11 protein-coding genes are annotated in these 13,972 nt (G+C 72.5%); 6 read left to right on the plus strand and 5 right to left on the minus strand.

The window, feature by feature from the left end; all coding sequences use genetic code 11:
- Positions 1 to 94 precede the first annotated feature (94 nt).
- On the plus strand, positions 95 to 763 hold the full coding sequence (locus IF651_RS10065; protein WP_191828982.1) for a ThuA domain-containing protein: 669 nt from the start codon (positions 95 to 97) through the stop codon (positions 761 to 763).
- A 9-nt stretch (positions 764 to 772) separates the two neighbouring features.
- Here the strand turns inward: IF651_RS10065 and IF651_RS10070 are convergent, their stop codons facing one another.
- A complete protein-coding gene (locus tag IF651_RS10070) occupies positions 773 to 1,897 on the minus strand; it encodes a Gfo/Idh/MocA family protein (RefSeq protein ID WP_191828983.1) in 1,125 nt (374 codons plus the stop codon).
- Positions 1,894 to 3,879 (minus strand): DUF6807 family protein, encoded by a 1,986-nt coding sequence (locus IF651_RS18225; protein WP_191828984.1) that lies wholly within the window; start codon positions 3,877 to 3,879, stop codon positions 1,894 to 1,896. The genes IF651_RS10070 and IF651_RS18225 overlap by 4 nt, the downstream gene beginning before the upstream one ends.
- A gap of 222 nt (positions 3,880 to 4,101) precedes the next feature.
- Between IF651_RS18225 and IF651_RS10080 the strand changes: the two genes are divergently transcribed.
- From IF651_RS10080 to IF651_RS10100, 5 genes are all read left to right on the plus strand, one after another.
- Positions 4,102 to 5,043 (plus strand): carbohydrate ABC transporter permease, encoded by a 942-nt coding sequence (locus tag IF651_RS10080; protein ID WP_191828985.1) that lies wholly within the window; start codon positions 4,102 to 4,104, stop codon positions 5,041 to 5,043.
- A complete protein-coding gene (locus IF651_RS10085; protein ID WP_191828986.1) occupies positions 5,036 to 5,965 on the plus strand; it encodes a carbohydrate ABC transporter permease in 930 nt (309 codons plus the stop codon). Before IF651_RS10080 ends, IF651_RS10085 begins: the two co-directional genes overlap by 8 nt.
- Before the next feature lie 76 nt (positions 5,966 to 6,041).
- On the plus strand, positions 6,042 to 7,382 hold the full coding sequence (locus IF651_RS10090) for an ABC transporter substrate-binding protein (protein WP_191828987.1): 1,341 nt from the start codon (positions 6,042 to 6,044) through the stop codon (positions 7,380 to 7,382).
- A gap of 128 nt (positions 7,383 to 7,510) precedes the next feature.
- Positions 7,511 to 8,869, plus strand: a complete 1,359-nt coding sequence (locus tag IF651_RS10095) for a Gfo/Idh/MocA family protein (RefSeq protein ID WP_191828988.1) — start codon at positions 7,511 to 7,513, stop codon at positions 8,867 to 8,869.
- Positions 8,866 to 10,416 carry a UxaA family hydrolase gene (locus tag IF651_RS10100; protein WP_191828989.1) on the plus strand — a complete coding sequence of 517 codons (1,551 nt, stop codon included), beginning with the start codon at positions 8,866 to 8,868 and terminating at the stop codon, positions 10,414 to 10,416. The genes IF651_RS10095 and IF651_RS10100 overlap by 4 nt, the downstream gene beginning before the upstream one ends.
- Before the next feature lie 115 nt (positions 10,417 to 10,531).
- Here the strand turns inward: IF651_RS10100 and IF651_RS10105 are convergent, their stop codons facing one another.
- The 3 genes from IF651_RS10105 to IF651_RS10115 form a co-directional block, all read right to left on the minus strand.
- Positions 10,532 to 11,470 carry a TIM barrel protein gene (locus tag IF651_RS10105; RefSeq protein ID WP_191828990.1) on the minus strand — a complete coding sequence of 313 codons (939 nt, stop codon included), beginning with the start codon at positions 11,468 to 11,470 and terminating at the stop codon, positions 10,532 to 10,534.
- Positions 11,467 to 12,663 carry a dihydrodipicolinate synthase family protein gene (locus tag IF651_RS10110; protein WP_338403900.1) on the minus strand — a complete coding sequence of 399 codons (1,197 nt, stop codon included), beginning with the start codon at positions 12,661 to 12,663 and terminating at the stop codon, positions 11,467 to 11,469. Before IF651_RS10110 ends, IF651_RS10105 begins: the two co-directional genes overlap by 4 nt.
- 104 nt (positions 12,664 to 12,767) lie before the next feature.
- Positions 12,768 to 13,934 (minus strand): Gfo/Idh/MocA family protein, encoded by a 1,167-nt coding sequence (locus IF651_RS10115; protein ID WP_191828991.1) that lies wholly within the window; start codon positions 13,932 to 13,934, stop codon positions 12,768 to 12,770.
- Positions 13,935 to 13,972 lie beyond the last annotated feature (38 nt).

A 13,972-nucleotide genomic window follows, 5' to 3' on the forward strand; every position in this document is an offset into this window, starting at 1 on the left:
GGCTCCCAGCAGGTCCGCCGCGCCGTGCGCCGTCGTGCGCCGGTCGACGACGTCCGTGCGCCACGAGCCCTGATCGCGCTGCGACGATGGGAGCATGACCTCCGCATCCCGGGCACTCGTCCTCGCCGGTCGCGGCCGGTACGAGGACCCCTGGCACGACCACGCGGCGACGTCCCACGTCGTGGCCCTCCTGCTCGCCGAGGAGGCTCTGGACGTCCAGGTGCGCGGGACGGTCCCGGGCGCGTTCGCCGACCTGCGCGCGTTCGACCTCGTGGTCGTCAACGCCGGTCGCGGCCGGCCGGACCCGGCGTTCGACGGCGACGACGCCGCGTGGGCACCCGCGCACGCGGCAGTCCGCGCCTACGCCGCGGACGGCGGAGCGCTGCTCGGGCTGCACCAGGCGGCCAACACGTTCGCGGACGACCCGCACTGGCCGGATCTCCTCGGGGGCCGCTGGGTCCCGGGGACCTCGTGGCACCCGCCGCAGGACGTCGCGACGTTCACCGCCGCCGGCGACCACCCCGTGACGGACGGGCTCGGACCCGTCGTGGCCGACGACGAGCGGTACCTCGACCTCGTCGTCGACCCGGGTTCGCGCGTGCTGCTCACCGCGCACCACGACGGCTCCGACCACCCCGTCGCCTGGGTCAGCGGCGGAGCGCGCGCGGTCTACGACGGGTTGGGCCACGGTGTCGAGTCGTACGGCTCGGCGTCGCGCCGCGAGCTCCTGCGCCGCGAGGTCGACTGGTTGCTCGCTCGCTGACCGGGCGGGTCAGCGAGCCCAGGGCGCCTCGAGCTCGGTGAACGTCCGCGCCGTGCGCGCCGCCTCCTCGCACCAGCGCTCGACGTCGTCGACCACCGGTCGGCGGTCGTCGCCCTCACCGAGCCAGGTGACGGCGTCCTCGGCGACGGGGTGCGGGTCGGGGGCCGTGCGGACGGCCTCGAGGACGCGCATGAACGCGCCGGTCTCCCGCACGTCGCACGCGAGCGCGCGGCCGGGATCGGCCCGCGCGGCGAGCAGGTCCTCGAGCAGCCCGGTGCGACCGTAGGACTTCTCGACCTGCATGCGCGGCGTGCGCAGCGTGACGCGGTCGTGCTCGTACTCGAGCGTGATCTCGCCCTCGGTGCCGAGGGCGAGCACCCGGGCGGCCGTCCGCTCGGGCGCGCACAGCGAGAGCCCCACGCCGTAGGGGAGCCCGTCCCGGCCGACGATGCGGAGCGAGGACGTGTCGTCGGCCTCGATCGGGTTGGCGCGGTGCAGGTCCGTCACCACGTGCGCGACGTCCTGCGCGGTGCGCGCACCGCCGACACGCAGGGCCGTGGCGACCGCGTGGGCGAGCGGGTTCGTCACCACCCCGTCGACGACGTCGCGACCGTCCAGTCGCCGTCGCCCGGCCCATGCCGCGCGCTGCCAGTACCCGCGCGTGCGGACCCATGTCCCCACCGCGCCGATGCCGACGAGCTCGCCGATCTCGCCGGCCGCGACGAGCTCGATGACGGCGTCGACGGCGTGCGAGCCGAAGGTCTGGAATCCGACCTGGCAGAGGCGCCCGGTCCGCTGCGCGGTCTCGACGATCGCCGTGTGCTCGGCGAGGGAGGCAGCGGTCGGCTTCTCCAGCAGCACGTCGAGCCCCGCCTCCATCGCGGCCCGGGCGAGCGGGAGGTGCGTGGGGATCGGGGTCGAGATCACGACGATCTCCGGTCGCACGTCGGGGTCCTTGTCGGCGAGGAGGTCGCCGAGGGTCGGGAACCAGGGTGCCGGAGGATCGTCGGGGCGCCGCGGGTCGACCACCGCGCTGAGGCGGACCCGCCCGTCGGCGGCGAGCTCCGCGATCCGGCGCAGGTGCGAGCCGCCGTGGCCGTGGACGCCGAGCAGCGCGACGGGAGTCGCGCTCATCGGACCTGCTCCGCGAGCACGGCGGCCTCGTCGAGCTCGAGCGCGCGGTCGACGAGCACGGCAGCAGCGCCGGTCTCGAACGACGAGTCCGCCGGGATCGTCCGCGGCTCGTCCCACGCCAGCGCGGGACCCGCACCCGGGTACTCGGACGCCCGCAGGAACCACGGCAGCGGCTCGCCGTGCTGCACGAGCAGGAGGGTCGTGGCGTGCGTGGGGTGCTGCTGGACGAACGCGACCCACGGTGAGGAACCACCGTGCGCGAGGGCCTCGCCGGTTCCGGTCGCGCTGAGCACCTCGACGGAGCCGGTGGTGGGAAGACGCCAGAAGTACCCGCCGTAGCCGGCGCCGGGGCGTCCGTTCGTCGCGGGGGAGCCGATGATCAGCGCGCCCCGGTCGGCGCGCAGCGTGGAGCGCCAGTCGAGCACCCAGGTGCTGTCGTCGATCACCCGGGCGTCGAGCCGACGCTCCTCCTCGAGCTGGGGCACGCCGTGCTCGTCGTGCCAGCGCACCGCGTCGTACAGCAGGTGGGTCTGGACGGGGTCGACGAGCAGCGAGCGGCTGATCTGCCGCCCGTGGTTGGGCAGGAGCGTCGGGCCGACGTCCGTGACGAACGTCCGCCCGCCCCAGTAGGAGGTCCCGTTGACGTCGGCGACCGCCATCGACGCACCGTAGTGGTGGCGGTGGTCCACGGGACCGGAGTCCGTGAGCGGGACACCGGCGAGGGTGTGGACCGGGTGGAGGTGCGAGCGCGGCGAGTGGACGGGCGGCAGCCGGTCTCCCTGCTGGTACGCCGCGAGCCGCAGGTCGCCGCAGCGCAGGACGACGGAGTCGCCCTCGGGCGACCAGCGGACCGCGTGGGTGGTGGGCAGCACCCCGGCGGGTTCGGCGACGACGGTCACCGGTGCGCTGGGGCGCGGTGCGGTTCTCGCGCTCGCGACCTGACGCGGCACCGGACCGGTGCTCGCCCGCACCTCGAGGCGTGGTTCGAACCGGGTGGCTCGTGAGGGGTGCCCCGTGGACTCGATCAATGCGGACAGCTCCTTCCAGGCGTGGCGACCGAGCTCGGCCTGCGGCACGGCGACGGTGGTGAGTGAGGGGGTGGCGTAGCGGGCGAGGTCGATGTCGTCGAAGCCCGCGACCGAGATGTCCTTGGGCACGGCGACCCCGGCCTCGTTGAGCCCGGCGAGCAGACCGAACGCGACGAGGTCGTTGTAGGCGACGACAGCCGTCGGCCGGGCGGCGAGCACCTCGTCGACGGCACCGTGCCCGGCGGCGATGTCCGGTCCCGCGGGGAGGTCGACGAGCTCGATGTCGTGGTGGCGGTCGAGCACCCGCCGCAGTCCCGTGCGCCGCAGGGCGTCCGACGCGCTGCCGGGAGGCCCGGCGAGATAGGCGATCCGGCGATGGCCCAGGGAGTGGAGGTGCTCGGCGACCTGCTCGGCGGCGAAGGCGTAGTCCACGACGAGGCAGGGCACGTCCTCGGTCCCCGGGATCTCGCGGTTGACGAGGACGACGGGAGCGACGTTCGGGATCAGCGCGGCGAGCTCGGCGTCCGGCATGCGCGGTGAGACGAGCACCAGGGCGTCGCACCGCAGGCGTGCCTCGAGCGCGATCGCGGCCTCGTCGGTCGGGTCCTCGGCGGTGTCCGCGAGCAGCACGCGGTAGCCCGCAGGGGCGGCGGCGTTCGTCACGCCGTGCAGGACCTGCTGGAAGAGCGGGTTGCCGAGATCCGGGACGACGAGCGCGACCGTGTTCGTCCGACCGAGCGACAGGCTGCGCGCGGTCGTGGACGGACGGTACTTCAGCGCCTGTGCGGCCTCCCGGACGCGCTCGCTGATCGTCACGTCGACGGTGGACCGGCCGTTCATCACCCGCGACACCGTCGCGCGGGAGACGCCGGCCGCGACGGCGACGTCGGCGATCGTCACCGCGCGGTGCGCCGCGCCGCGCTGCACCGCGCGCCGCTGCCTCGCCTCGGGCATGTCGTCTCCTGGGGTCTCGTGCAGCGTGGTCGCCGGTGACCACACCGTTTCACAGTGGTGACCGTACACCATTGGAAACCGGTTCCCCGTGTGCTAGGTTCCCCACCTGGAACCGGTTTCCCGCCGATGGGAGCCGGCACGGTCGACGCAGATCCGGAGGTGTCCCAATGGTGGGAACGCATCGGCACCGGCGCCACGGCGCCGTACACGAGGAGGTGTGGCATGGCGATCGTCGATGAGTTCCGACGGGTGAAGGGAACCGGCAAGGCCGGGCGGAGTCGTTCCGCGGCGCACCGCTTCGACGGCCGGGCTGCGGTGGTCTTCCTCGCGCCGTGGTTCCTCGGGCTGGCCTTCATCACCGTCGGCCCCATGGTGGCGTCCGCGTACCTGTCCTTCACCGACTACAGCCTGCTGGAGCCGCCGCAGTGGATCGGTCTGGACAACTACACGCGGATGTTCGAGGACCCGAGGCTCCTCAACGCGCTGCAGGTGACCTTCACCTACGTCCTCGTCTCGGTGCCGCTCCAGCTCGGCGCGGCGCTCGGCCTCGCGCTCCTGCTGGACAAGGGCCTGCGGGGACTGGCCTTCTACCGGTCGGTCTTCTACCTGCCGTCGCTGCTGGGCGGGAGCGTCGCCGTCGCCCTGCTGTGGCGCCAGGTGTTCGGTGCCGAGGGGCTCGTCAACCAGTTCCTCGCGCTCTTCGGCATCCAGGGCCAGGGCTGGGTCTCGCACCCGGACTACGCGCTGGGCACCCTGATGATCCTCAACGTGTGGACGTTCGGCGCCCCCATGGTCATCTTCCTCGCCGGGCTCCGGCAGATCCCCCAGATGTACTACGAGGCCGCGTCGATCGACGGTGCCGGCAGGATCCGGAAGTTCACCGCGATCACGTTCCCGATGCTGACGCCGATCATCTTCTTCAACCTCATCCTGCAGCTGATCAACGCCTTCCAGACCTTCACGCAGGCAGCCGTCATCAGCGGGGGGACGGGCGGACCGGCCGACTCCACGATGGTCTACACGCTGTACCTCTACCAGAAGGGCTTCACGGCCCTCGACATGGGCTACGCGTCCGCCATGGCGTGGCTCCTGCTGGCGATCGTCGCCGGGATGACCGCCATCAACTTCCTCGCCTCCAAGTACTGGGTCTTCTACAATGACTGAGGTCACCGTGCGCCACGACGCACCCACCGACAAGCCCACCCTCACCGAGGTGGCCGACCAGTACCCGGAGCCGGCGACCACGCCGAGCCGCTGGCGCGCAAACCTCCGATCGGTGCTGAAGCACACCGGGCTGATCCTGTTCGGCCTGACGATGCTCTACCCGCTGCTGTGGATGCTAGTCAGCTCGTTCAAGCCGAACGACCTGATCTTCCGCGAGCCGGGACTCATCCCCAGCGACGTGACGCTGAGCAACTACACGGACGGCTGGACGGCGCTGCTCCACCCGTTCGACCACTACCTGCTCAACAGCATGATCATCGTCGCCGGCTCGCTGATCGGGAACCTGATCTCCTGCTCGATGGCGGCGTACGCCTTCGCGCGCCTGCAGTTCCGGGGCAGGAACCTCTGGTTCGCCATCATGCTCATGTCGATCATGCTGCCGATCCACGTGATCATCGTCCCGCAGTACATCCTGTTCTCCGAGCTGAGCTGGATCAACACGTTCCTGCCGCTCATCGTGCCGAAGCTGCTCGCCACGGACGCGTTCTTCATCTTCCTCATGGTGCAGTTCTTCCGCGGGATCCCGTCCGAGCTCGACGAGGCCGCGCGGATCGACGGGTGCGGTCACGGCCGGATCTACCTGCGGATCATGCTCCCGCTGTCCGTCCCCGCGCTGGCCACGACGGCGATCTTCACCTTCATCTGGACCTGGAACGACTTCTTCAGCCAGCTCGTGTTCCTCACCCGTCCGGACATGTACACCGTGCCGGTGGCGCTGCGCACCTTCATCGACTCCACGGGCGAGAGCTCGTGGGGACCGCTCTTCGCGATGTCGATCGTGTCGCTGCTCCCGCTGTTCCTGGTGTTCCTGTTCGGCCAGAAGTACCTCGTCAAGGGCATCGCCACGACGGGGATCAAGTAGTGCCGGCCACCTCACGGCCTCTCGCGATGCACGGTCAGCCAAGAACGACGACGTTCGACCCGAAGGAGAATGCACGATGAACAGCTCGACCCGACCGACCCGTACCTGGTGGCGCATCGGTGCGCTGCTCGCCGTCGGTACCCTCGCCCTGAGCGGCTGCAACGGCGACAACGGTGCTGCCCCCGGTGACGGCGACGACGACGACACCACCGCCTCCGAGGACTCCGGACCCGTGGAGATCCGCTTCTCCTGGTGGGGCTCGGACGATCGCCACGAGACGACCCAGCAGGTCATCGACCTGTTCGAGGACAAGAACCCGGACATCACCGTCGTCCCGGACTTCACCGACTGGGGCGGCTACTGGGACAAGCTCGCGACGACGGTCGCCGGCGGCGACACGCCGGACGTCATCACGCAGGAGGAGCGCTACCTCAGCGACTACGCGTCTCGCGGCGTGCTGGCCGACCTGGACGAGATCGGCGTCGAGACGGATGCCATCGACCCGAGCATCCTCGATTCCGGCACCACCGACGGTGGGCTGTACGGCGTCGCCACGGGCGTGAACGCGTACGCGATCGTGGCCGACCCGGCGATCTTCGAGCAGGCAGGCGTCGACATGCCGGACGACACCACGTGGACGTGGGAGGACTTCGTCGACATCGCGAACGAGATCTCTGCGAACACCCCCGACGGGGTCTACGGCATGCAGGAGTTCGGCGGCAACGAGGCCGGTTTCACCATCTACGCGCGCCAGCACGGCCAGTCGCTGTACGGCCAGGACGGTGGGGTCGGCTACGACGACGAGCTGCTCACCGAGTGGAACCAGCTCACGATGGACATGATCGAGGGCGGCGGCCAGCCGGACCCGGCGAAGAGCGTGGAGATCGCCGACGGCGGGCCGGAGCAGTCGTTGCTCGGCACCGGCGCCGGCGCGATGGGCTTCTGGTGGTCCAACCAGCTCCCGGCCATCTCGAGCGCGGCCGGCCACGAGCTCACCCTGCTCCGCGTCCCGGGCGAGTCGGAGTTCGACCGCACGGGCATGTACTTCAAGCCCGCGATGTACTACTCGGTCTCCAAGGAGTCGGCACACCCGGAGGCCGCCGCGAAGTTCGTCAACTTCCTCCTCAACGACCCGGAGGCCGGCGCGCTGATCCTGGCCGACCGTGGTCTGCCGGCGAACCTCGACGTCCGTGAGGCCATCTCGGGCGACCTCGAGCCGGCCGACCAGCTGTCCGCCGAGTTCCTCGGTGGTCTGCAGACCGAGATCGTCGACGGCCCGCCCGTCCCGCCGACCGGTGCCGCCGAGGTCCCGGAGATCACGACCCGCCTCAACACCGAGCTCATCTTCGGACAGATGAGCCCGGCCGACGTCGCGTCGCAGTTCACCACCGAGGTGAGCTCGGCGATCGGCGGCTGACCGACCACGGTGGCCCCACCGGGTCACCCCCTCGTACCCGTGGCGTCCGTGCGCACCCGCGCGGACGCCACGGTGGTCCCGGTCGGACGGACCGGGTCCGCAGGACGAACACGTCGAAGGAGCAGGACATGGCCCCCGCAGGTGTCGAGCGCACCCGATACGCCGTCGTCGGAACCGGCCACCGTGCCCAGATGTACGTCGAGGCGCTGTGCGGCCCGCACGCCGACGTCGGGCGCATCGTGGCGTGGTGCGAGCCGAACCCGCAGCGTGTCGCCTACTACGACGCGTTCGTCGCCGAACACGCTCCGGTGTGGTGGACGGACCAGGGCCGCACGATCGCCGTCGTCGAGCCGGCGGCGCTGGAACGGATGATCGCCGACCACGCCATCGACCGCGTGATCGTCACCGCGCCGGACGCCGAGCACGCCGACCTCGTGGTGCGTGCCCTGCGTGCCGGTGCGGACGTGGTGCTGGAGAAGCCGATGACGACCTCGGTCGACGGCGCCCGCGCGATCTCCGCCGCGGTGGCCGAGACCGGGCGTGAGCTCGTCCTGACGTTCAACTACCGCTACTCGCCGCGCAACAGCGCGCTGCGCGCGGTGATCACGTCGGGCGAGATCGGCGACGTCACCGCCGTCCACCTCGAGTGGGTGCTCGACACGGTGCACGGTGCCGACTACTTCCGTCGCTGGCACCGCGACCGGGATCGCTCCGGCGGGCTGCTGGTGCACAAGGCCAGCCACCACTTCGACCTCGCGAACTGGTGGGTCGACGACGAGCCCGCGACGGTCAGCGCGCAGGCGCGCCGTCGCTTCTACGGCGCCGAGCACGCACCCACCGGCAGCTCGCACGACCCGTTCCTCATCGACCTCGCCGACGACCCTCGGCTGGCCGCCCTCTACCAGGGGGCCGAGCGCCACGACGGATACCGGCGCGACCAGGACCCGTTCGCGCCGGGCGTGACGATCGACGACACGATGGCCGTGCTCGTGGGATACCGCGGTGGAGCCATGCTCTCTTACTCGCTGACCGCGTACGGTCCCTGGGAGGGGTACCGCGTCTCGGTGACCGGGACCCGCGGCCGTGCGGAGCTCGAGGTCGTCGAACGCGCGGCCATCGTGCTGGGCGAGGGCGCGCGCCCCGTCGTCGACCCCTCGGCGGTCGAGGACGCCACCCCGGACGCGGTCCGGCACCGCGGCGACCGTCTTGTCGTGCAGACGCACTGGGGTGCGGCCCGCGAGGTCGAGATCCCGGCGGGCGAGGGTGCGCACGGGGGCGGGGACGCCGTGATGCTGCGCGACCTGTTCCGGGGTCCCGGGACCGACCCGCTGGGTCGGGCCGCAGGCCTGGGCGACGGTGTCGCCGCCACGGCCGTCGGCCTCGCCGCGAACGTCTCGGCCCGGAGCGGGGAGACGGTGCGCGTCGCCGACCTCGTCCTCACGGCCCGGTCCGACGACGCGACCCGCCCGTTCGAGGGCGCCCGATGACCCCGGTGGCGGCGGGGTCGCTGCCCGCGCTCCTCCTGCTGGCCGCCGGCGACGGCGTCGGCGTCGCCACGCGCGACCTCGTCCCGGGCGAGGCCGTCGCGGCGGACGGCGTCGAGCCGGTCGGGGTGCGCGACGCCGTCCCGCGCGGACACAAGGTCGCCCTGCACGACGTGGCGGCGGGCGAACCCGTCCGCAAGTACGGGCAGGTCATCGGCCTCGCGACGACGGCCGTGCGCGCGGGCGACCACGTGCACGTGCACAACCTCGGGTTCGACCCGGGGCACCGCGACCACGAGCTCGCCACGGTGCACACCGAGCTGACTGCTCCGGCGGGGCCGCGCCCGACCTTCCGCGGGTACCGGCGCGCGAACGGCCGCGTCGGGACGCGCAACTACGTCGCCATCGTCACGTCGGTGAACTGCTCCGCGACCACCGCGCGGATGATCGCGGACCGGTTCCGCGGGTTCGCGACCGACGCCTGGCCCGACGTCGACGGGGTCGTCGCGCTCACGCACGGCAGCGGGTGCGGCCTCGTGCCCACGTCGCCCGGGGCGCAGACGCTCCTGCGCACCCTGCGCGGGTACGCGTCGCACCCGAACGTCGCGGGCGTCGTCGTGCTCGGCCTCGGCTGCGAGATGCTCGCCGTCGACCAGGTCGTCGGCGGTGCGGACATCTCGCCAGACACGGTCGTGCGGACCCTGACCATCCAGGAGACCGGCGGCATCCGGGCCACCGTGCGCGCCGGCGTCGCCGCCGTGCGCGAGATGCTCGACGAGATCGACGGACGCTGGTCGCGCGAGGACGCCGACGTGTCCGAGCTCGTCCTCGGCCTCAACTGCGGGGGCTCGGACGGCTACTCGGGCATCACGGCGAACCCCGCGCTGGGCGTGGCCTCGGACCGGCTCGTCGCGTACGGCGGCACCTCGGCGCTCGCGGAGACCCCCGAGGTCTTCGGGGCCGAGCACCTGCTGACGCGCCGCGCCGTGCGGCCCGAGGTCGCCCAGCGGCTCCTCGACCGGCTCGACTGGTGGCAGGAGTACGCGACCGCCGGGGGCGGCACGCTCGACAACAACCCGTCGCCGGGCAACAAGGACGGTGGCCTGACGACGATCCTGGAGAAGTCCCTCGGCGCCGTCGCGAAGGGCGGGCGGGCGGACCTCGCCGCGGTGCACGAGTACGCCGAGCCGATGACGACGCCCGGCTTCGTCTTCATGGACACTCCCGGGTACGACCCGGTGTCCGTCACCGGCCTCATCGCGGGCGGCGCGACCGTCGTGTGCTTCACCACCGGTCGCGGGTCGGTGTTCGGGTCCAAGCCCGCGCCGACGATCAAGCTCGGCACCAACAGCGAGCTCTACCGTCGGCAGGGGGACGACGTCGACATCGACTGCGGCCGCATCGCGGACGGGATCGCCACGGTCGACGAGGTGGGGGACGAGATCTTCGCGCGGATCCTCGCGGTCGCGTCGGGGGAGCCGACGACGAGCGAGGACCTCGACGTCGGCGGCGAGGAGTTCGTGCCGTGGCAGCTCGGCACGGTGACCTGAGCCTGTCGCGTACCGCACCACCACGAAGGGCACCGCGCGAGAGGAGGAGGATCTCCCGCGCGAGGCCCTTCGTGGTGCCGGGGTGACGGTCCGTCGTCGGCACCCCGGCCGCCGGTCAGCCGTCGTCCCGGGTGTCCAGGGACGGGAGGACCAGACGTGCGTACCCCTCGCCCACGCGGGCGACGGTCTCGTCGAACGGGGCGTCCCAGATCGACTGGTTGAAGATCTCGGTCTCGACGTCGCCCCTGTACCCGGCGTCGGCGACCCAGCGGGTGATCGTCGGGAAGTCGACGTACCCGTCACCGACGTGGCCACGGGAGAGCAGCGCGTCGTCCGCGAGCGGCAGGGACCAGTCGCACACCTGGTACCCCGCGAGGCGACCCTCGGCGCCGGCGCGGGCGATGCCCTCGCGCAGGGCCGGGTCCCACCAGACGTGGTAGGTGTCGACGACGACGCCGACCGTGCCCGGGTGGAAGGGCGCGGCGAGGTCGAGCGCCTGGCCGAGCGTCGAGATCACCGCGCGGTCCGCCGCGAAGATCGGGTGCAGCGCCTCGAGCACGATGCGCACCCCGTGGTCGGCGGCGAAGGGCACGAGGTCGGCGATGCGATCGGCGACGCGGCCACGAGCCGCGACGAGGTCCCGGTCACCCGGGCCGGCGTCGGTCCGTGGGCCGGCACCCGGCACCCCGCTGGCGGGCAGCCCTCCGACGACGAACACGAGCTCGTGGGTCCCGAGGGTCGCGGACTCCTCGATCGCGCGGCGGTTGTCGTCCAGCGCCGAGGCGATCCCCGCGTCGTCAGCGGCCGTGAGGAACCCGCCGCGGCACAGGGACGACACGCGCAGACCGGCGTCGGCGACGATCGAGGCGGCACGCTGCACGCCTGTCTCCTGGACCCGGTCGCGCCACAGCCCGACGGCGCCGAAGCCGGCCCGCGCCGCGGCGTCGACCGCCTCGGGCAGGGTCGCACGCTTGACGGTCGCCGTGTTGAGCGAGCAGCGTGCGAGGTCGGCGCCCTCGCCCGGCCGGTTCGGGAGCGTGGTGCGCGCGCTCACGCGTCGGCCCCGTTCGCCGCGAGGAACGAGGCGAGGCGTCGGCCGGCGGTCTCCGGGTCGAGCAGGACCCCGGACCGGTCGGCGAGCCGCACGAGGTCGACCAGGTGGGTGAGCGAGCGGCCCGACTGCAAGCCCCCGACCATCTGGAACCCGGGCTGGTGGCCGTTGAGCCACGAGAGGAACGCGATGCCCGTCTTGTAGGACGACGTCGGTGCCCCGAAGACGTGCCGCCCCAGCGTCTCGGTCGACGCGAGGATGGCGTGGGCGCGGTCCGGGCGGCCGGCGTCGAGCGCCTGCAGCGCCGTCGACGCCGCCGGGTAGATCGCCGCGAAGATGCCGAGCAGCGCGTCCGAGTGGACGATGCCGTCGCCCACCACGAGCTCCGGGTAGCTGAGGTCGTCGCCCGTGTAGAGGCGGACCGGACCCGGCGCACCCGGACCGCTGCCCGGGTCGAGCGCCGCCAGCCGCGCGCGGAGCGCCTTCTCGTGCCCGGCGTCGAGCAGCGAGACCTTCACGCCGTCGACCCTGCCCTGGTGCGTGCTGACCAGGTCGACGAAGACCTCCGTCGCGGCGGCGACGTCGTCGCCGGTGCCCCAGTAGCCGGCGAGCGCCGGGTCGAACATCGTCCCGAGCCAGTGGATGATCACGGGCCGGTCCGCGTCGGCGAGGACGGCGTCGTAGACGCGCGCGTAGTCCTCGGACGAGCGGGCGGCACGGGCGAGAGCGCGCGACGCCATCAACACGACCTGGGCGCCGGCGTCCTGGACGACGTGCACCTGCTCGCGATACGCGTCGACGACCGTGGCGAGCGCCGCGGGGTCGCCCGGCTCCCAGCCGGCGACGACGGCCGGGTCGAGCTGGTCGGTACCCGCGCCGCACGCGATCCGGCCGCCGACGGAGCGCGCCTCGGCGGCGGAGCGCCGCACGAGCTCCTGCGTGGCCGCCCAGTCGAGGCCGATGCCGCGCTGGGCGGTGTCCATCGCGTCGGCGACGCCCAGCCCGTTCGCCCAGATCCGGTGCCGGGAGGCGAGCGTGCTGTCCCAGTCGAGGCTCGCGGGCTCGCCGGGTGTGTTGTCCGCGCCGACGTGCGGCACCACGTGCGCCGCGGCGAACGCGACGCGCGAGGTGGGCGGTGTCGACGGCACGGTCCAGGGGCCGGGCACGAGCAGCTCGCGGATCTCGGTACCGGTCACGCGTCCGTCCGCACCGAAGCGCGGGAGCCGGACGACGACGCCCGACCCGTCACGGTCGCGCAGCTCGCGGGTACCCGGGAAGGCGATCGCGGTCGTCGCAGTGCTCACAGCGAGATCTCCGGGACGTCGAGACGGCGCCCCTCGGCCGAGGAGCGCAGGCCGAGCTCGGCGAGCTGGACGCCGCGCGCGGCGGAGAGCAGGTCGAAGCGGTGCGGGTGGCCGGCGTGGACGTCGCGCAGGAACTCCTCCCACTGCAGCTTGAACCCGTTGTCGAGGTCGGCGTTCGCGGGCACCTCGAGCCACTGGTCGCGGAACGGCTCGGTGACGGGCAGGTCCGGGTTCCACACGGGCTTCGGGGTGTGCGCACGCTGCTGCGCGACGCACTTGCGCAGGCCTGCGACCGCGGAGCCGTGGGTGCCGTCGACCTGGAACTCGACCAGCTCGTCGCGGTACACGCGCACGGCCCAGGAGGAGTTGATCTGCGCGACGACGGGGTCGCCCCCGGGTGTCTCGATGCCGAAGATCCCGTAGGCGGCGTCGTCGGCGGTCGCGTCGTACGCGTCGCCGCTCTCGTCCCAGCGGGTCGGGATGTGCGTGGCGGTCTGGGCCGAGACGGTCTTGACGGTGCCGAGGATGCCCTCGAGCACGTAGTTCCAGTGGCAGAACATGTCGGTGGTCATGCCGCCGCCGTCCTGGGCGCGGTAGTTCCAGCTCGGGCGCTGCGCGGCCTGGTGCTCGCCCTCGAACACCCAGTAGCCGAACTCGCCGCGCAGGGACAGGATGCGGCCGAAGAAGCCCTCGTCGACGAGGCGGCGCAGCTTGACCAGGCCGGGCAGGTAGAGCTTGTCGTGCACGACGCCGGCCGTGACCCCGGTCTCGTCCCGCAGGCGCGCGAGCTCGATCGCCTCGGCGAGGGTCTCGGCCGTGGGCTTCTCGGTGTAGACGTGCTTGCCCGCCTGCATCGCCTTGGTCAGCGTCTTGGCGCGCAGGGAGGTCATCGAGGCGTCGAAGACCACGTCGGTGCTCGGGTCGGCGATCGCTCCGTCGAGGTCGGTGGTCCAGTGCTCGACGTCGTGCCGCGCGGCGAGCTCGCGGACCTTGGACTCGTTGCGTCCCACGAGGACCGGCTCGACCTGCAGGCGCGTGCCGTCGGGGAGCTCGACGCCGCCCTGGTCACGGATCGGCAGGATCGAGCGGACGAGGTGCTGGCGATAGCCCATGCGGCCGGTGACGCCGTTCATGGCGATCCGCAGGGTTCGAGTGGTGGTCATGTCGGCTCCGTTGCGTCGGTCCGGTCGTGCGCCGGGCT

The sequence above is a fragment of the Cellulosimicrobium arenosum genome (assembly GCF_014837295.1).
GTDB lineage: Bacteria > Actinomycetota > Actinomycetes > Actinomycetales > Cellulomonadaceae > Cellulosimicrobium > Cellulosimicrobium arenosum.

What these genes read in the sequence shown, in the direction of transcription:
- IF651_RS10065 (WP_191828982.1), top strand. Translation starts at nt 95, where the DNA reads ATGACCTCCGCATCCCGGGCACTCGTCCTCGCCGGTCGCGGCCGGTAC.
- IF651_RS10070 (WP_191828983.1), bottom strand. Translation starts at nt 1,897, where the DNA reads ATGAGCGCGACTCCCGTCGCGCTGCTCGGCGTCCACGGCCACGGCGGC.
- IF651_RS18225 (WP_191828984.1), bottom strand. Translation starts at nt 3,879, where the DNA reads ATGCCCGAGGCGAGGCAGCGGCGCGCGGTGCAGCGCGGCGCGGCGCAC.
- IF651_RS10080 (WP_191828985.1), top strand. Translation starts at nt 4,102, where the DNA reads ATGGCGATCGTCGATGAGTTCCGACGGGTGAAGGGAACCGGCAAGGCC.
- IF651_RS10085 (WP_191828986.1), top strand. Translation starts at nt 5,036, where the DNA reads ATGACTGAGGTCACCGTGCGCCACGACGCACCCACCGACAAGCCCACC.
- IF651_RS10090 (WP_191828987.1), top strand. Translation starts at nt 6,042, where the DNA reads ATGAACAGCTCGACCCGACCGACCCGTACCTGGTGGCGCATCGGTGCG.
- IF651_RS10095 (WP_191828988.1), top strand. Translation starts at nt 7,511, where the DNA reads ATGGCCCCCGCAGGTGTCGAGCGCACCCGATACGCCGTCGTCGGAACC.
- IF651_RS10100 (WP_191828989.1), top strand. Translation starts at nt 8,866, where the DNA reads ATGACCCCGGTGGCGGCGGGGTCGCTGCCCGCGCTCCTCCTGCTGGCC.
- IF651_RS10115 (WP_191828991.1), bottom strand. Translation starts at nt 13,934, where the DNA reads ATGACCACCACTCGAACCCTGCGGATCGCCATGAACGGCGTCACCGGC.